Here is a 16,916-nt window from a genome sequence, read left to right on the forward strand (position 1 = left end):
TTGTGCAAGATATTCGACAAACTCGGGGATGATCGTCTAGCCCGGTAAGGTCTTCGGGCGATGAACCAGCGCGACGACGGCCCGCCCGATCACAAGCTAGAGCAGCACCTCGCGGCGACGGGCCTACGTCTGCGTGCCGCCCGCCGACGGGCAGATCTGACCCAGATCGAGCTCGCCGCGCTCAGCGGCGTGGATCGAGGCAACATCAGCAGGGCGGAACACGGCGGCAACATCTCCCTGGAAACCCTGTGGCGCCTCGCCATCGCGCTGAACCTGCACGCCGCTGATTTACTGGATGACCGCCTGCCCGGCAACCGCTAGCTCGGCTGGTCGCCGACGGGGTGCAGCGTGGTCGGCTGGTCCGTCAGCCGGCCCGGCGCAGCCTCGGGCAACGGGCTCGTCCTGCGGTGGGCGAGTCCGCGAACAGAGCGACGGCGTTCGCCGCGGATTCCCGCCACGCGCACCTGCGCGTCAACGCCGTGACCCCCGGCTACATCGCCACGGACCTCGACGGGCATTGCGGACCCCGCACCGCCGAGCAGGGCGCGAAAGTAGTCCTCGACCTCGTTGCCCGCGGCGCGGCCGTGCCGACCGGCGCCTTCCTCGACCAGGACGGACCGGTGCTGTGGTGAACCACCGCGTGCTGAGTCGGCCATCCCGATCGACTACCGCGAAGCCGACCCGGTCGAGGTCGCGCTGGAGCACACCGGCGGCACGGGCGTCAACGCCGTACTCGACCTCGTCGGCGGCGGGAAGAATTTCGTCACGAGCTGCACGGCGCCCCGAGCGTTCGGCTGGATCACCACAGTTGCGCCCCCGAAGGGCGAACCGAGCCCGTTGTGTCGGCGCAACCATCAGCTGCACGGGATCATGCTCACCTGGGAGCGCCGTCGCCTGGAGAAGTCTACGGATGGCGCCAGGGCCGTCACCCGATCAGGCAAGAGGCACGTCAGCTCCGCTGATCCAGGTCTCGGGCCAGCGTGGTCCTGCGCGCCGGCCCTCGGCTTGCCCCACCTTCGCTCCCGGCCATGTGGGCCACGATCCGGGCGACCGAGGTGTCCAGCGACGAGGAGCTGGTGATGATCTGCTCGTCAGGCATGCCCAGCCGCCCGCTGGTGGCGTACCAGCCGCGCATGTCCTCGGGAGTGAACTCGCTGGCCTGCGGGCGCGTGGTGTGGCGGCGCACGGTTTCGGCGAACGGTACGTCGAAGTAGAAGAAGGTAGTGCGGCCGCGTGGTCGGCGGCCAGCTGTTGCAGCATTGGCCCGTACCGGGCGGCGCTGAGGATGCCCTCGAGGACAACGTGGTAGCCGGCGTCGAGGCTGAACCGGCAGACCGTCGCAATCAGCGCGATGTTCAGCCTGCCGGGCACGTCGTGCTCGCGTAGGACGACCCTGCGTAGGAGGTCCTGCTGGACCAAGGCGACGCCGCGGCCGAGCCGGGCGCGGACGGCCGTGGCGACCGTGCTCTTGCCGGCACCGGACAAGCCTCGAAGCACGACCAGCCGGGTTTGCGGTGAGCCCGTCGGTCCGCTCGGCGGCTGCCGTGGCGTAACTGGGGGCGGCTCCGCGGCGCCGTAACCTCCGATTGGCTCGGCGCCAAAGGGCGCGGCATGGGATTGACCGCTGTCCGTAACCATAAACGTCACAGATACCGGATAAGTCCTGCGACGCTGAGAGCAACCGTCGCACCAGGCTGTCGCCAATGAACCCTATGCGCGTGGCTTACCGTGGATCGTGGCTGTCGCTGCTCGAGACAGTACGATCCGATGACAGCAAGTGACGGCGGCGGCCTGCAGAGGGGTGGCGTGTGGTGCAGACGGTGTTCCCGGAGTGGCTGCAGCTCTCGCCCGAGGGGCGTCACGGCGGCGGACTACGAGGCGCTGCCGGAGGAGGTGTGTCGGCGGGTCGAGATCGTCGACGGTGCCGTCGTTGTCCTGCCCGCGCCGTTACGGTCGCATCAGCGGCTGGCCCGGCGTCTCGCCGACGTGCTCGAGGCGAACTGCGGGCCGGAGCTGGCGGTCGTGACCGGTGCGGATCTGCGGGTCCAGGAGGCTCCGTTGGTGAACCGGCGCCCGGACATCGTCGTCTACGACGCGCGCGTGCCGGATGAGCAGGTGCTGCGGCCGGTGGACTGCCGGCTCGTGGTCGAGGTTATGTCGTCGAGTTCGGTGACCGCGGATCGGCTGAGCAAGCCTGCCGAGTACGCCGCGGCCGGCATCGAACACTACTGGCGAATCGAAGACCGTGGCGGCTCGGCGTCGTGTCGCGTCGTCCGCCATGTGCTGAACCCTGGCACGCAGAACTACCTCCGCCACGACGTCGATGAGGAGTTGCTGACCGTGACATCGCCGTTCGCCGTCACTGTCGATCTGTGCGCGCTGGCCAGCTGACCTGACCGCGGGCACCCCGATAGGTCGGGCTATCCCTTCAAGCACGAGGCGCCGTAGTGAGCCGGACCCGGGGTTCACCGTGGATCAGCGGTACCACTTGCGCCTGGTCATGGAGCGGCCGTCGTCGAGGCTGGGTCCGTGGCGGGGTCGTCGACGGTGGCGAGCCCGGAGCCTTCTGCGGGAACGACGCGGTTGCGCCCGGTCTTTTTCGCGTGCAGCAGTGCGCGGTCGGCGGCGAGGAGGAGTTCGTCGGCGGTGTTGCCGGTTTGGGGGAAGGAGGCGACGCCCATGGAGGTGGTTACTCCCCGCAGGGTGTGGTGTTTGCCGTCGCTGGTGGCGGTCAGGGTGATCGGTGTGCCGGCGAGCCGGGAACGGATGCGTTCAGCGACATCGAGTAGCTGTTGTTGCCCGAGGTTGGGCAGCATGACCGCCAGTTCATCGCCGCCCCAGCGGGCCACCAGGTCCCAGGAGCGAACCTCGGCCTGCACGAGGTCGGCGATGACCTGGATGGCCTGGTCCCCGGCCGGGTGGCCGTAAATGTCGTTGATCTCCTTGAACCGGTCCAGGTCCAGGAACAGCACACCGACTGAGGTGCCGGCCAGCTTGGCGCGGCGCAGCGCGGCAGCCAAGGCGTCGGACCAGTAGACGGCGGCGGCCAACCCGGTTTTCTGGTCGGTGCGGGCTTGGCGCATGTACTGGGGCAGCAGCAGGTCGCGATGCACGCACAGCACGGCCAGCATGGGGGCGGGCAGCACCCACGGGGAGTGCACCAGCACCACCGCCATGGTCACCCCGAGACCGAGCGCGGCCGCGACGACCAGCTGGTCGGCGGGGTGCCCGAGGGCGGCTTTGGCGCTGATGCGCTCGTCGGAGGACAGCAGGATCGCCAGCACGACGAGGGCGTAGTTGGTCAGCCACCAGGCCGCGGCCGCGGCGATCACCATCAGCAGCGACCAGGCGCTGGTCGGCAGGCGCGGCGCGGTGATGAGGCCGCCGGCGTGCAAGACGGCTTCGGCAGTGGCGGAGGCGATCACGAAGGTGCTGGCGGAGTAGACCTTGCGGACGGCGACCGCCGGGCCGTAGACCCGCAGCCAGCAGTACAGGTAGGAGATGACGGTCAGGGCGATGACCAGGGGCAACGGCACCAGCAGCACCGCGGCGAAGACCCACAGCGACTTCAGGTTGGTGTAGGGCGAGTGTTTGGGTGCCTGCTCGCGGCGTCGCTCGATGGTGCGCGCGGCTTCCAGGTGCACGATCGATGCGACCGTGAGGACGGCGAACCAGATCAGCTCCCGTCGGCTGATCGTGGGGCCGGCCGTGGACAGGGCGGTGATCGCGACGGCCACGGCGTTCACCGTGAGCACGACGTGGATCGCTGGTCGCGGCAGGGACCACAACCGCCACCGGCTGGGTATCCACCCGCTACATGCAGCCTTCATGCTGTATCCGTCCCTCCCCGGTCGTACACAACTGTCCACGGTAACCGCCGTGTCACCGACTGTCGATAGTCGCTGCAGGTCAGGCGGCTGGGGAAACACCGACAGGAGGAACACGATGAGCAACGCACGCGGCAACGAATGGACCCGGCTCCCCGGCAACGAGTGGACCCGTTTTCTCGGCAACGAGTGGAGCGCGGCCGCGCACGGCAACGAGTGGTCCCGCCACGGCAACGAGTGGCAGCGCGGCAACGAATGGGGCCGCTGACCCCCGGTCGACACACGGATGCGGGGGTTCCGGCCGGCTACTCGGCGGGCGCGGCGCGGCGCGCGCGGTTCCACGCGGCGCCCGCCAGCCCGGCGGCCACCACGCCGAGCCCGCCGGCGCCGGCCAGCGCCGTGGATGGGGCCACGACGGTCGCGGCCAGCCCGGCCAGGGCGATCCCGAGACCCTGGCTGGTCATCAGCACGGTCGCGGCCAGCCCGTAGGCCTGGGCGCGGTGCTGGTCGGGCACGGTGAGGGTGAACTCGGCTGAAGCCGGCAAGTGGTACGCGCTGGCCGCTCCGGATAGCAGCCACAGCACGACCGTGACCATCAGCCCCGGCCGGGACAGACACAGGACCAGTGGCACGCACGCCGCCATCGCCAGCGGTCCCAGCAGCTGCGACCGCAGCTGCGGCCGGAGCCGGCTGATCAGCGCCATCCCGAGCACCGCTCCGGCCGGGCTCGCCGCCAGCAGCACCCCAACCGCGTCGGCTGACCCGCCGATCTGGGCCGCGTACGGCGCGGCCAGGCCCTCCACCGTCACGTAGAACCCGGCGACCGCGGCCAGCGCGACCAGCGCCCGCAGCCGCGGTGTGCGCGCCACCAGCCGTGACCCGTCCACCAGGTCCCGTCGCCAGCGGACCAGCCCGCCGGCCCCGACCGTCGCGCCGGTCTCCGCGGGGTTGGGTGCGGGTCGCTCGTGCACCCCGAGACGAATCACCGCGGCCGAGACGAGGAAGCTCCCGGCGTCGGCCAGCAACGCCGTCGCCGGACCCGCGCCCGCCACCAGGGTGCCGCCGGTGGCGAACCCCAGCACCTGCGCCAGCTGCACGATCGTGTCGAGCACACCCTTGCCCAGCACGTACTGCTCGCCCGGCAGCGCCGCGGCCGCAGTCGCCGCCCGCGCGGCGTTGCCCGGCGCCCCCGCCGCCTGCACCAGCACCAGCAGGCCCGCCACGACCGGCAGCGCCAGCCCGGGAATCGCCATCAACGCGACCAGCGCGGCGCGCAGCAGGTCGGCGATGATCATGACCCGCCGGCGTGGCCATCGATCCGCCAGCCCCGACAGCAACGGCCCGGCCAGCACCGAGGGCAGGTAGGTCAGCGCGTACGTCGCGGCGGTCCATCCGGCCGACCCGGTCCGATCGAACACCAGCAGTGACAGCGCCACACGCGCGAACTGATCGCCGGCAACCGAGACGATCATGCTGGAGAAAAGTGCACGGAACTCGCCGATCTGGAATACCTGCCGGTAAGTCACGGACATGCGCTCATTGTGGTCAGCTTGTCCAGCTTGGGAGCGGCGGCCGGTCTAACTGAACTACAGGCAGTACGGGCAAGTCGGGCGAGCTCAGGCGGTGAGCTGGGCGAGTCCGGCGATGACGAGATCGTGCTCCGGGCCGCTGGGAGCGGCGTCGTCGGGATTCCAGCGATTGGCGACCGTGATCCCGGGTGCGATGAGGTGCAGGCCACCGAGCCAGTCGGTGATGGTGCGGCGGTCGCGCGCGACGAGCGGGCTGGCGCTGTCTTGATAGGTGTCAATGCAGGCGCGGACTTGGTCGCGCAGATCGGCGGGGGCGGTTTCGTCGGTGAGGTGGGATAGAGCGAGGTAGCTGCCGGCGGGAAGGCGGTCGCGGTAGGCAGCCAGAATTCCGGCCGGATCGTCCCGGTCGGGAACGAAGTGCAGGACGGCGATCATGAGCAGCGCGATCGGCTGGTCGAAGTCCAGCAGTTGCCGGGTGGCGGGGGCGGAGAGGATGTTGTCGGGGTGGCGCAGGTCGGCGTCGATGACGGTGGTGTCGGAGTCGTCGTGCAGCAGGAGGCGGCTTTGGGTGACGGCCACGGGGTCGTTATCGACGTAGACGACTTTGACATCGGGGTCGAGGGCGCGGGCGACTTGGTGAACGTTGCCGACGGTGGGAATGCCGGAGCCGATGTCGATGAACTGCCGTACGCCGCGGTCGACGAGGTGGGCGACGACGCGGCGCAGGAAGTTGCGGTTGTCCACGGCCATGGTCTTGGCCGGCGGCAGGATCTCGAGGATGCGCTCGGCGAACGCGCGGTCGATGGGAGTGTTGGTGGAGCCGCCGAGAAACCAGTCGTAGGCGCGGGCGACACTGGGTTTCTCCGGGTCGACGGGACGCTCATCGGGCTGGGCGTTCTCGTTCGACACATTTCTCCCCTCGCCGACAAAACAGGCTAGCAACGGCAAGATGCAGAAAGCATCCACCATGCAGGCGGTCACAAGATCACTTCTGTTTTGCCGCTGGAATGGCGGAGTGGTGCACTGGGAAGAGTGAGAAGAAGCAACTCACGGCCTGACTGACTGTGACGAGATCACTCGAACGGGTTGGTTTCGAATCGATTGGGTGGCCCGATGTCAAATTCTGCCGCTTTTGCCGAGTAACTGGTGACGGCGTCGCTTTCCCCCGGGCGCGCCATTCCCGTCCCCGCAGAATCATGGAAGGACTACCCCGAGATGTCCGCGAACTGGCCGCCGCTGTTGGTGGCGGCGACGTCGGCCGCGCTGGTGTGGCGGCGCTGCCGGCCCAGCGTCGCCCGAGCCGCCCGGTGTACCGCCGCGGCCCTGCTGTCGTGGTGGGTGACTGCCGTGCAGGCCCGCGCCGCCGCCCGGCTGCTGCGCGAGCTGAGCATTCCGGAAACAGCAGCGGTGCAAGCGGTGGGTATGCGGTGCGGCGCACCGGGTCTGGTGCTGGCCGTCGTGCTTGGCCCGCCGCCGGCGCAGGGCGCCGAGTGACCGACTCGGCTCACCCGCCGGCCCGCAGGCCTTGGACCGAGCAGGACTACATGGAGTGCTCGATGATCGTCACCGAGAAACGCGCCGGACTCACCCGCTACGTCCGCAAGATCGCTCCGGCGGTGGACCACGACAACGTCGTCGGCGAGTCCCTGCTCGCGCTGTATCAGAAGTGGGACCAAATCACCGACGACAAGCTCAGCTGGCTGTACCGGGTCGCGCGCAATAAGGCCGTGGACGCTCTGCGCGACCGCAACCACGGTCACGCCGAGATCGACGAGAACGCCGCCGGCACCGACAAGGCCGCACCACTCGGGGCGTGGACTCCGCCCAGCCCGGGGGAACGGCTGCTGTTCGTGGAGGCCATCGGCGCACTGCCCCGGCATCTGGGGCTTCCGCTGACGTTGCTGGGCAAGGGCTGGAGAGTGGAGGAGATCGGCGAGTACATGGGCTTGAGCGTCGAGACCACGCGCGCCTACCTGGCGCGAGCGAAGAAGTTCTTCAGCCATCACTTGCGCGCTGACGATCCCGGTACTGCGACCCGATCCGAAGGGACCACATGATGACCCCCTCGGCACCCCAGCCGCCCGGCCCGCGACCATCACGCACAGCGGGCGATCGCGGCGACCGCAACCCCGCCGCGGCGGTGGAGGCCGCGCTCGATGTCCAGCTGACGCGGATCGCGGCGTGGCCGGTGCCAGCTGACGCGCACATCAGCGATCCGCAGGTCGCCGCTGCCGTCGACGCCGCCGCTGCGGCCACTGCCGACGCGGTCCTATCCGGGCTCGACCTGACCGCCGACGACGCGATCGAGTTCGGACGCCGCTGGTACCGCGCCTTGGCAGCGAGCAGCTACCTGCAGTTCCCCCGCAAGTCCGCGGAGCAGCTGTTCGGCCGCTGGACCGCTGCGCTGTTGGCCGCGCTCGGTGCACCCATCCCCGACCCCAGCCGCCGCCTCGGCGCGGACGCGACGTTGCCGACGCCTGCCCAGGTCGGCTACGAACTAGCGTATGCGCACAAGCTGACCGCCGACAGTCTCGGCACCTGCGTGTCGCTGCTGTCGGATCTGGCCACCGAATACACCCCGCGCGCTCACCGCGCGGTCAAGGCCCGGGTGGTGGGGGAGTTCGGCAGCGGCTTCGCCGAAGGCCTGCAAGAACGCATCCGCGACGAACAGACCGCCTTGACCGCTGCCTTCCTCCACCTCAGCCCCGCCGCCGCCCGGGACGACGGGCTGCCAGTACGGAGGTTCCGTGCCGCGGTGGCCGATACCGTTACCGCTGTGCTGGCCCTGGACCCGCAGGGGCGGATCGTGGAGGCCAACAGCACCGCCCAGACCCTGCTCGGCCGCACCCTGGCGCAGTTGCGGGGACGCACGCTGCCGCAGCTGGCTTCGTGCGCCGAGGACGCCGAACAGATTCGCCGGGCCGTGCAGACACTCCGTCGCACCGGCCCGGATCTGTCCGAGGCTGCCCAGGTCCACACCGAATTCCGGATTCGCACCGACGCCTACCCGAGCACTCGCTGGGTCACCGCCATCCTCGGTCACGTCAGCGGTGGCCAGCGCGGCTTCAACGTCCTGCTCGAAGACGTCACCTTCTGGCGCGGCCTCGAGCACGGCATTGACATCGAGCCCACCACCGGGCTGCTCACCGAAGCCGCCTTTACCGCCCAAACCCGTCGCATCCTGGCCGATACCCCCGAGCGCGCCGCCTTGCTGACGATCCGCCTGTCCGGGCTGACCCACCTCGATCATGTCCTTCCCCAGGACCTGCGGGCCCGGCTCTTGGGCCAGCTGCATGCCCGCATTCGCGGCGCCCACGACCCCGCCCGACATCGTCAGCTCACCGGCCGCAGCGGCGATGACGTTCTCGTCCTGCTGTACGACCTTACCGATTGGTCCACCGTGATTCACCTGGTCAAACAACTCTCCGACTGGCTGCGCGACCCTGTCCACATCGACGCTCACCAGATCCAGCTGCGCCCCCGGATCGGCATCGCCGAAGCGCGGCCCGCCGACACCCTCGACGACCTGCTGCGCCGCACCCGCCGCGCCCTGCACGACAGCGCCGACGTCCGCGCCCCCTGGATTCACGCCGACCCCCACACCCCGCCATCGGGCGAGGACGACCATCACCGCGTCGAGCTGCTCGCCGAACTGACCAGCGCGCTCGACACCGGCGCCCTGCAACTGGACTATCATCCCATCCGCACCCCGGCCGGAGCGCTCGCCGCCGTCCGTCCCCACCCGTACTGGATCAGCCCCACCGGAGCCCGCCGCGACCTGGACACCATCACCGACCTGGCCGACCACACCGGTCTGCTCGCCGCCGCCCTCCCGCACATCCTCACCACCGCCGCCCAGCACGCCGCCAGCTGGCCGGTCGGCCCTGTCCCCGGGCCGGCGATCCTGCTCAGCCTGCCGGGCAGCACCGTCCACGACGACGTCCTGCTGGACACCCTCACCGCACGGGCGGCCGACAGCGGCCTCGCTCCCGGACGGCTGCAGCTGGCCATCCCCGCTCACGCCCTCACCGGCGAACCCACGGTGCTGCGGCGGCTGCGAGAGCTCCCGGCCGGCCACCACGGCATCCACCTGGCGCTCACCGACGTACTGGACGACCACGTCCCGATCCAGGCGTTCACCACCGTGCCGTGGACAACGATCAGCCTCAACGCCGCCACGGTCACCGCCCTCACCAGCACACCGGCCGGCGCCACGCCACTGGTTGCCGCGCTGGCCACCATCCACGCCTTCGGCGCCAGCACGCTGACCGACGACACCCCGCAACACACCCGCGGTTTCGATCTCTACCAAGAACCAACCGCGGTCTCCGCGGCAAGAATTCACACCTGCATCGGCGAGCGGGACAGGCCGTAGTGCGTAGGCGCTGCGGCAGATTCAGAGCCGAGGTTCCGTCGGAGCCCCAGAGGGAAAGAGCGCCGTACCCATTGCGGTCGCCCGAAGCATGACACGCCGAAGGCAGGGCGCTGGGCAGTCACCGGAAACCTCGGTTACGTCGACGATGTGTCAGTCGAGGAGTGACTCCAGCTAACGGCGGCGTGCCAGGCAGTGAGCAGTGCCTCGTCGTCTGCGTATGTCGGTGCCGGCCCGAGCGGGATCCACGTCTGCTCGACCACAGCGCCGTCGTCGATGCACTGGATGGTGATCCCGGCGTAGGGAAGCTCCTCGCAGGTGTGGTCGGCGACGATCGAGACGCTGCGAACGTCGTGGCGTAAACGCACTTGCCTGGCGGCCACCAACCACCTCCCTGAGCTTCAACATCAATATCGCGGGACGTTCGTGGCGTGTCACACCTTAAGCCCGCATCACCCCAATAGGGTGAACCCGGTCGAAGTGATGAAACGACGGACCGGCTGCAGGACACCCGGCGCACGTTCTGCTGGTGACGTCGCCCTGGCCGCGCCGGCGCGCGCGGTCCCGGTCGGATGTCACCGTCGGTGTTCCCCGCGCGGAACCGCCTCATGGCTGCGGTCAACCCCGGCTCGCTTCCCGCCGGCAAGTTCGCCACCTATCGGCTGGGGCAACGCGCTCAGAACAAGAATTGACTCAATGTGGCGCGCAATGTGACACATTCCGATGATAGAAGTTCACTATGTCCACCTCGATAGTCCAGACCGCACTCGTCAGCGCCGGAACCGCGGCAATGGTGACCCTGCTCGTCGAGTATGCAGCTAAACCTCGCCTCGAAGCCAGGAAGGACCGCGTGGTCGAACGCATGCGGCTTCGCCGACAGCTTGAAGCGCGGCTTCTCTCCGTTCCCTACGACCTCATGTACCTCTACGGGTTGGAGTCGGCCACTATGGCCTGGTTCATGGGCGCACAGAACCTCGAAGACATGAGCGAGGAGTGCGGCCAGCTCTACGTCGAGTTCGGAAAGTTCAGTGAGGGACTGCCGAAGCGACAGCGAGACGTGGTCGGGGGATACCTTCTGCAGCTCTCGTCAACGCTGATCGCGTTACAGTTCCACGTCTTCATGTACAAGCAGACCGGCATCATCGGTCAACTGATTCAGGATCACGAGGTCACGAAGGTCGGCACCGCCGATCATATTCACATGATGGTTGACACTGTCTATGAATGCCTTGCCGGTGCCTATAGTGCGCTTGTGCTCTCGCCGGGGCGGCCGGTCCGGTACATGCGGCGAATACGTAAATTTGCCCAGCATCAGAAAAAAATGGCCGCCAGGTTCACGAACAACTTCGGCGCGGCCGACGCCGAGTCGGCAACCGCCGCAGACACACCGGTCAGCGGCTAAAGACAGGTCCCGACGGTAGTCAGTTGCTGCCGCGCGTAGCACTCGATCAGGTGATGTTCCCGGGTTTGGTGAATGCGCGAACCGCAGGTGGGGACACTCGGCTGGAAGGAAGCAAGGGGCGTGGTCGTGTGGGCGTGTGGCTGGAACCGACTCCGGAGATGGGCACCTGGTCGGTGGAGGTGTTCACGGGTAGTGCGTGCTTTCGCAATGCTGCGCCCGCCGACTGCGTCGATGGCAGCGGCGTCGAGGTCCCCACACCGGGCCCTCTCCTGAACGCCGAGCTGCCGCCACTGGATTGCGGTGGGCGTCCTGCAGCGTTCGAGGTTCCGATCCGGGAACTGCGCCCGGTCATCGCGGCCGTGGACCAAGTGCTGGCCGAGCCGCTGTACTTCGACCACGTTCAGCACGGTGACCTCGACCTCGGGTGCTGGAATGAAGCGGTCTCGGAGGGCAGTTGGCTCCGCGTGCCCGGGCCGGTCCTGGAGTCGGTAGTCCGCGTCGGCTACCGCTCGATCGAGGTGCTTTACAGCCACGTCGCCGAGCTGCGGTATCACCTGGTGGACTTCCTCAATCGCAGCTGCTCGGACGACTTCATGTAACAGCGTGCCGGCTATCGCTCGGCGGGAGGCTGCACCGGTTCGATGAGTTCGGGTCCGCTGTTGCGGGGATTGTTGACCTGAGTGCTGACCGGGTATGGCTGCAGCCTCGGTTCGGGGACCTGATCGAGCAGGTCGCGGACGTCGCCGGGGTCGGTCAGGTGAGGGTCGAGCCACTGGTCGCGCAGCTCGGGCGGGATGAGCACCGGGAAGCCGTCGTGGACGTGGCCGGCGGCGTCGTGGGCAGTCGTGGTGAGGATTGTGTAGGTCCACAGCCATCGGTCGGGGTGGTCGTCGGGCAGATCGTGGTCCGGCCGCAGTTCGTAGAGGCCGGCGAAGGCGAGGATGTCGTCGTCGGCGTGCAGGAAGTGCGGGACTTTCCCGTCGTCGCGGCGTTCCCACTCGTAGTAGCCGTCGGCGGGTACGAGGCAGCGGCGCCGGGAGGCGGCGGCTTTGAACGCGGGTTTCTTGGTGACTGTTTCGCTGCGGGCGTTGATCAGCCTGCCGAGCTTGACCTGTTTCGCCCACGACGGCACCAGTCCCCAGGTCACGGTGCGCAGCAGCCGCAGCGGTTCGCCGTCGGGGTCGGTTCGGGGGCTGCGTTCGAGCACGACCCGGGCCTGCTGGGTGGGGGCGATGTTCCACGAAGGCGGGAGTTCGTCACCGTCGATCTCGTCGACGCCGAAGGCCGCGGCGATGTCCTTGTCGCTGGTGGTGGAGGCGTAGCGGCCGCACACAGTAGGTCAGCCGGGGATGTTACGGGGGTCGTTGCCGTAGCTGTTGCGCTCGCCGATCTTGCCGTCCATGTTGCGGATGAAGTGTTCGACCTTGCGTTCCTTGGCCAGCTCCCGTCCCTGCTGGACTGCGGCGGTCTTGTCGTTGTGGCTGCCGAGCACGTCGGTGGTGCCTTCGACCTTGTTGTGCCACTGGCCGTTCTGGTGGTACGTCTCGACGTCGCCCTTCACCGGCAGGTCCCTTCCTGTGCTTGGTCGTTGTGCGGGAGGAGTACCCGGGGGCGGCTGGGTAGACACGTCGGCCCTGCTCAGGCCGCCACGACCCTGAGATCCGAGACGCCGCGGTAGGTATATGGGTGCCGATCAGCGGGCGGACGTCTGCTGACGATGAATGCATGGTGGTGCCGCTCGGGGGAAAGGTATGCGGGCGCGGAAGGACGTGCCGGGACCGCTGCTTGGCAGCGGCGCAGTCCAGGTGTAGCCGGGGGCGCGGACGAGGGCCGCGGCGACGAGGGCTCGACCGTATCCGAGACGGCGGTGGCCGGCGGTCACGTGGACGTAATCGAGCGTGGCGGCCTGGCAGGCGGTGCAGCAGGTGAGGGTCGCCGTGCCGACCGGCGCGCTGTCGAGGCGAAGCTCGATCCGGCTGGTCATGCTGGTGGTCGGTGGATGTGCGACGAGGACCAGCCCTTGCTCGGGGGCGGCGTGGGGCGAGTGCTGGGCGGTGACGTCGAGGTGGGCCCATTCTGCGAGGCGGCGTTCGTGGGGGTCGCGGGCTTCGAGCTGGCGGCAGTCTTCACAAAGTTGTGCATCGCTGGTCGTGACCGGATGATCTTGCGCGATGAACATCGACATGTGGCGGGTAGTCCTCACCCGCGCTGAGCTGCCGACCGTCACGCAGCAGCCGCCGTTCTTGAACGCCCTGCTCGACGGACGCGTCGACTGGTTGCTGCAGGAGCGGCTGACCGACGGCACGCCGTACTTGCTGTCCCCGACCTTTCAGTACGACGTCGACCTCAACGACTTCTTCCGGTCCGCGGTCATGGCGCAGCGAGCCCCGCTGACGCGACAGGGCTACGCCCGGGATCTCGCGGCGTTCCTGTCCTTCCTGTGGTCGGCGCGCGGACACCGATCCTGGCGCGACGCCTCCGAGACAGACCATCTCGCTTATCTGGTGTGGCGGCGCCAGGACCCGGCTGGGCCGCGGGTGTCCGGCGCGACGTGGGACCGCGAGGTCGCGGCGGTCAACCAGTTCTACCGGTGGGCACTGCAGGCGGGACATGTCCAGGCGCATCCCATTCCGCAGACGTCTCGGCGTCCGCTGCCTGCGGGTGTCGGCTGGGCCGGGTCTCGGACGCTGGACGAGCAGCGTCCGGCGACGTACTCGCACGACGGCGTCCGCGACCGTGTGGCCTGGCTCCCGCCGGCTGCCTTTCGGGTGTGGCGCGACGTCGGCTTGCGCGGTTATGGCCCGGACGGTCTGCCACGGCCAAGATTCCGGGTTAGGTGGGCGGCCAGGAACGCCCTTTTCAGTGACCTGATGGTCCGCACCGGCCTTCGACTGCAGGAGCAGTCCGCCCTGACGACGTTCGAAGTCCCGGCCGGCGACGGCACGGGGCCCGGGTATCGGCGGTTCTGGCTGCCGGAGGCGATCGCGAAGGGCACCTCGGCTCGCTGGGTGTACGTCCCTGGCGGCGTGCTGAGCGAACTGCACGCGTACCTGACGATCGATCGTGCAGTGGTCGTCGACGAGGCTCAGGCCGACGGGCGCTACCGGCGACTGCGGCGCCCGCTGGTCGTGGAGGACCCGGCCCGGCCGGTCGTGGCTCGCGCCGGGGTGGCACGGTCGGTGGATGTCACGCGGCTCGCGCCGGAGGAGCGGCGGCGGCTGCTGGTCGACGGCGAACGTGGTCTCGAACCGGCTGCGCTGTGGCTCGGCGAGCAGGGATGGCCGATCACGATGTCGCGCTGGAAAGGCGTGTTCGCCGAGGGCAACGATCGCTGCCGGGCTGTGGGCCTGGCCGCTCGTTGCCACCCGCATATGCTGCGGCATTCCTTCGCCGTGGTCACCCTTGAACAGCTGCAGCGCGGGCACCTGGCCGCGCTGGGCGAGTTCACGGCTGCTCAGCGCGGCCAATACACCCGGATCTTCGGGGATCCTCTGGACTGGGTCCGCCGGCGGTTGGGGCACCGGTCGGTCGTGACCACCCAGATCTGTGTGGCCAAGCTGCTGATGGGCCTGCACGCCGCTGGGGCCCTGGAGGTGAGCCTGCCGCATTGCGGCGAATGCGGGCGGGCGGTGGCCTACGTGGGCAGCCGCCGCGGCGGGCAGTGGGGCTGCTCACCCTGCTACGACAAACCGGCCGCCTGCGCGGGCTGCGGGCAGCTACGGCGGGTCGTCAGCCGGGACCGCAACGGCGCCCCGCGGTGCGACAAATGCCCGGACGCCACCGGCGACCCGGTCAGTGACCTCGCCGGTCTCGTCAGCGGGCTGGATGCCGCCGTGGACGCCGAGATGGTCCGTGCGGCGCTGCGGCAGGCGACGGTCCGCCCGGCGGGGCAGCGGCGGCTGGCCTGGGCCGTCGTGGCCATGCCGGACCTGCTGACCGGGGCCGGTCACCTCGCGCCGACACCGGCCGTGCTGCGGTTCATCGACGCGCTCGCCGCCGCTGGGGCGACGACAGTGTCCAGGCCGGCCTGCCCGTCCTGCCACGAGATCAAGGCGCTGTCCAAGCTGTTTGAACGGGCAGCGGATCTGCCGGGCTTGTTTCGCTCGCCGCGCCGCGGTGCCGTGCGCCCGCTGCGGCGCGCTGCGCGAACCCGCCACCCGCGACGGCGATGGTCGGCCGGTGTGTCCCAACTGCCTGATCCGCGACCCGACCAACCTGGAGGAGTGCACCGGCTGCGGGCGGCGCCGGCCGGTCGCGCTCCGCGGCCCTGACGGGCCACGATGCCACAACTGCCGACCACGATCCGTGCAGCAGTGCGGTAGTTGCGGGCGCACCACGCCGTGCGACGTGTTACGGGCCACCGGTCAGCCCTGGTGCGATCGCTGCCAGCACCGCTGGGTAACGTGCAGCGGCTGCCGTGCGGTGGCGCAGGCCCGCAGCGGCACCTGGCGCACGCCGTTGTGCGCACGGTGCACCAACCCCGACCCGGACTTCTGGGGCCGCTGCCCGGTCTGCGCCACCACCTGGCAGCTCAGCCCACGCCCCTGCCAGCGCTGCGTGCTCGAGCAACGAGTCCGCGACCTGCTCGGCGACGCCACCGGCACGGTCCGGACCGACCTGTCCGCCTTCGCCCAAGCCGTATCGGCCGCCGCCCGGCCGGACACCACACTGGCCTGGCTGTCCGGCACGAAGGTCCACACTCTCCTCGAACGCCTCGGCCATGACCAGCGGCCACTGTCCCACGAGGTGCTGGACGAGTTTCCCGCCAGCAAGACACTCGACCACCTGCGCAGCGTCCTGGTCGCCACCGGCGCGTTGCCCGCCCGCGACGAGCGGCTCGTCGGTCTGCAACGGTGGATCACCACCACCGTCGCCGCGCGCACCGACCCGGCGCAGCGGCGTGTCCTGCATGGCTACGCAGTCTGGCATCACCTGCGCCGGCTGCGGCAGCGCCTGGGCGAGGAGCACACCAACCGGGCGCAGGACCTGAACGTGCGCTGCCACGTCACCGCCGCGGTCAACTTCCTCGACTGGCTTGCCGCCCACGACGCGGCCCTCGACAGTTGCACCCAGCCCTTGGTAGAGCAGTGGATGGCCAACCCCAAGGCCAGCTACCGGGACGAGACCGGGCACTTCATCCGCTGGTCTGTCCAGCACCGCTACGCCACCGGCCTGACCTACGGCACCACCCGATGGACGGGGCCCCGCGGCAGCCTGGACACCGAGCAACGCTGGGCCGACGCCCGCCGGCTGCTGCACGACGACACTCTGTCCATCGGCGACCGGGTCGCCGGCCTGCTGCTGCTCCTCTACGCCCAACGCACCGCCACCATCACCCAACTCACGGTCGACCACGTCCACCTTACCCCGGACACCGTGAAGATCACGTTCGGCAAGTCGCCGATCATCCTTGCCGAGCCACTCGCGGGTCTGGTCCGCGAGCTCGTCGCCACCCGACGCGGCAAGGCCAGGATCGGCGCCCCCGACGACGTGCCATGGCTATTCCCCGGTAAGCGCCCAGGCCGGCCACTGGGTGATGACCGGCTCGGCCAACGCCTGCAGGAGATCGGCCTGCAGCCGCGGCAGGACCGCTCCACCGCCCTGCTCGCCCTCGCCACCGAACTACCCGCCGCGATGCTGGCAAGGATGCTCGGCGTCCACATCAAAGTCGCCGTCCAGTGGCAACAAGCCGCCGCAGGAGACTGGGCCGCCTACGCCGCCGACGTCAGCCAACGCGTCGACGGCGACCTGTCGTCGCGTTAGCGCTGCCACCGTGGCGATGCACC

Annotated in this window: 19 protein-coding genes; 12 read left to right on the plus strand and 7 right to left on the minus strand. The window is 69.3% G+C overall.

All coding sequences use genetic code 11. The features are described from left to right. Positions 1–60: 60 nt before the first annotated feature. From C2L59_RS12470 to C2L59_RS12490, 4 genes are all read left to right on the plus strand, one after another. The gene (locus C2L59_RS12470; RefSeq protein WP_103349690.1) at positions 61–321 is read left to right on the plus strand and encodes a helix-turn-helix domain-containing protein; all 261 of its coding nucleotides are present in this window, start codon (positions 61–63) and stop codon (positions 319–321) included. A gap of 86 nt (positions 322–407) precedes the next feature. After that, positions 408–632: a hypothetical protein gene (locus C2L59_RS12475; protein ID WP_103349691.1), complete on the plus strand. Its 225-nt coding sequence runs from the start codon at positions 408–410 to the stop codon at positions 630–632. Positions 633–1,028: 396 nt separating this feature from the next. Next, entirely contained in the window at positions 1,029–1,214 is a 186-nt protein-coding gene (locus tag C2L59_RS47410) for a hypothetical protein (RefSeq protein WP_158263050.1), read from the plus strand. Positions 1,215–1,893: 679 nt separating this feature from the next. Then, positions 1,894–2,391: a Uma2 family endonuclease gene (locus C2L59_RS12490; RefSeq protein ID WP_233223443.1), complete on the plus strand. Its 498-nt coding sequence runs from the start codon at positions 1,894–1,896 to the stop codon at positions 2,389–2,391. 107 nt (positions 2,392–2,498) lie between these two features. On the opposite strand, the gene C2L59_RS12495 is transcribed toward C2L59_RS12490, so the two are convergent. Beyond that, positions 2,499–3,737: a GGDEF domain-containing protein gene (locus C2L59_RS12495; protein ID WP_233223444.1), complete on the minus strand. Its 1,239-nt coding sequence runs from the start codon at positions 3,735–3,737 to the stop codon at positions 2,499–2,501. Between the two features lie 208 nt (positions 3,738–3,945). On the opposite strand from C2L59_RS12495, the gene C2L59_RS47415 reads away from it, so the two are divergent. Next, entirely contained in the window at positions 3,946–4,095 is a 150-nt protein-coding gene (locus C2L59_RS47415) for a hypothetical protein (protein ID WP_158263051.1), read from the plus strand. Positions 4,096–4,132: 37 nt separating this feature from the next. Here C2L59_RS47415 and C2L59_RS12500 read toward each other — a convergent pair whose 3' ends face one another. Beyond that, positions 4,133–5,359, minus strand: coding sequence for an MFS transporter (locus C2L59_RS12500; protein ID WP_103349694.1), 1,227 nt, complete (start codon positions 5,357–5,359; stop codon positions 4,133–4,135). Positions 5,360–5,443: 84 nt separating this feature from the next. Next, on the minus strand, positions 5,444–6,337 hold the full coding sequence (locus C2L59_RS12505) for an SAM-dependent methyltransferase (protein ID WP_146060335.1): 894 nt from the start codon (positions 6,335–6,337) through the stop codon (positions 5,444–5,446). Between the two features lie 234 nt (positions 6,338–6,571). On the opposite strand from C2L59_RS12505, the gene C2L59_RS47420 reads away from it, so the two are divergent. The 3 genes from C2L59_RS47420 to C2L59_RS12515 all read left to right on the plus strand — a co-directional run bounded on the left by C2L59_RS47420 (position 6,572) and on the right by C2L59_RS12515 (position 9,731). Beyond that, on the plus strand, positions 6,572–6,850 hold the full coding sequence (locus C2L59_RS47420) for a hypothetical protein (protein WP_158263052.1): 279 nt from the start codon (positions 6,572–6,574) through the stop codon (positions 6,848–6,850). A 62-nt stretch (positions 6,851–6,912) separates the two neighbouring features. After that, positions 6,913–7,413, plus strand: coding sequence for an RNA polymerase sigma factor (locus C2L59_RS47425; RefSeq protein WP_158263053.1), 501 nt, complete (start codon positions 6,913–6,915; stop codon positions 7,411–7,413). Further along, positions 7,413–9,731: an EAL domain-containing protein gene (locus C2L59_RS12515; protein WP_158263054.1), complete on the plus strand. Its 2,319-nt coding sequence runs from the start codon at positions 7,413–7,415 to the stop codon at positions 9,729–9,731. Before C2L59_RS47425 ends, C2L59_RS12515 begins: the two co-directional genes overlap by 1 nt. A gap of 134 nt (positions 9,732–9,865) precedes the next feature. Here C2L59_RS12515 and C2L59_RS12520 read toward each other — a convergent pair whose 3' ends face one another. Then, a complete protein-coding gene (locus C2L59_RS12520) occupies positions 9,866–10,111 on the minus strand; it encodes a hypothetical protein (protein ID WP_233223445.1) in 246 nt (81 codons plus the stop codon). A 356-nt stretch (positions 10,112–10,467) separates the two neighbouring features. Between C2L59_RS12520 and C2L59_RS12525 the strand changes: the two genes are divergently transcribed. Next, a complete protein-coding gene (locus C2L59_RS12525) occupies positions 10,468–11,130 on the plus strand; it encodes a hypothetical protein (protein WP_146060336.1) in 663 nt (220 codons plus the stop codon). A 128-nt stretch (positions 11,131–11,258) separates the two neighbouring features. Continuing rightward, positions 11,259–11,729 (plus strand): hypothetical protein, encoded by a 471-nt coding sequence (locus C2L59_RS12530; protein WP_103349700.1) that lies wholly within the window; start codon positions 11,259–11,261, stop codon positions 11,727–11,729. Between the two features lie 11 nt (positions 11,730–11,740). Here C2L59_RS12530 and C2L59_RS12535 read toward each other — a convergent pair whose 3' ends face one another. The 3 genes from C2L59_RS12535 to C2L59_RS12545 all read right to left on the minus strand — a co-directional run bounded on the left by C2L59_RS12535 (position 11,741) and on the right by C2L59_RS12545 (position 13,315). After that, a complete protein-coding gene (locus tag C2L59_RS12535) occupies positions 11,741–12,463 on the minus strand; it encodes an SOS response-associated peptidase (protein ID WP_103349701.1) in 723 nt (240 codons plus the stop codon). A gap of 6 nt (positions 12,464–12,469) precedes the next feature. Continuing rightward, the gene (locus C2L59_RS12540; RefSeq protein ID WP_199199042.1) at positions 12,470–12,691 is read right to left on the minus strand and encodes a DUF2188 domain-containing protein; all 222 of its coding nucleotides are present in this window, start codon (positions 12,689–12,691) and stop codon (positions 12,470–12,472) included. A 132-nt stretch (positions 12,692–12,823) separates the two neighbouring features. Beyond that, a complete protein-coding gene (locus C2L59_RS12545; protein ID WP_103349702.1) occupies positions 12,824–13,315 on the minus strand; it encodes a hypothetical protein in 492 nt (163 codons plus the stop codon). Between C2L59_RS12545 and C2L59_RS48045 the strand changes: the two genes are divergently transcribed. Further along, positions 13,302–15,401, plus strand: coding sequence for a site-specific integrase (locus C2L59_RS48045; RefSeq protein ID WP_199199043.1), 2,100 nt, complete (start codon positions 13,302–13,304; stop codon positions 15,399–15,401). The two genes, C2L59_RS12545 and C2L59_RS48045, sit on opposite strands and share 14 nt — an antisense overlap. Before the next feature lie 151 nt (positions 15,402–15,552). Further along, the gene (locus C2L59_RS48050; protein ID WP_199199044.1) at positions 15,553–16,893 is read left to right on the plus strand and encodes a hypothetical protein; all 1,341 of its coding nucleotides are present in this window, start codon (positions 15,553–15,555) and stop codon (positions 16,891–16,893) included. Positions 16,894–16,916 lie beyond the last annotated feature (23 nt).

It is taken from the genome of Amycolatopsis sp. CA-128772 (assembly GCF_002904295.1).
Classification (GTDB): Bacteria; Actinomycetota; Actinomycetes; order Mycobacteriales; family Pseudonocardiaceae; genus Amycolatopsis.

Coding starts and splice junctions, on each gene's coding strand:
- C2L59_RS12470 (WP_103349690.1), top strand. CDS start 61: ATGAACCAGCGCGACGACGGCCCGCCCGATCACAAGCTAGAGCAGCAC.
- C2L59_RS47410 (WP_158263050.1), top strand. CDS start 1,029: ATGTGGGCCACGATCCGGGCGACCGAGGTGTCCAGCGACGAGGAGCTG.
- C2L59_RS47415 (WP_158263051.1), top strand. CDS start 3,946: ATGAGCAACGCACGCGGCAACGAATGGACCCGGCTCCCCGGCAACGAG.
- C2L59_RS12500 (WP_103349694.1), bottom strand. CDS start 5,359: ATGTCCGTGACTTACCGGCAGGTATTCCAGATCGGCGAGTTCCGTGCA.
- C2L59_RS47420 (WP_158263052.1), top strand. CDS start 6,572: ATGTCCGCGAACTGGCCGCCGCTGTTGGTGGCGGCGACGTCGGCCGCG.
- C2L59_RS47425 (WP_158263053.1), top strand. CDS start 6,913: ATGATCGTCACCGAGAAACGCGCCGGACTCACCCGCTACGTCCGCAAG.
- C2L59_RS12515 (WP_158263054.1), top strand. CDS start 7,413: ATGACCCCCTCGGCACCCCAGCCGCCCGGCCCGCGACCATCACGCACA.
- C2L59_RS12525 (WP_146060336.1), top strand. CDS start 10,468: ATGTCCACCTCGATAGTCCAGACCGCACTCGTCAGCGCCGGAACCGCG.
- C2L59_RS48045 (WP_199199043.1), top strand. CDS start 13,302: ATGAACATCGACATGTGGCGGGTAGTCCTCACCCGCGCTGAGCTGCCG.
- C2L59_RS12545 (WP_103349702.1), bottom strand. CDS start 13,315: ATGTCGATGTTCATCGCGCAAGATCATCCGGTCACGACCAGCGATGCA.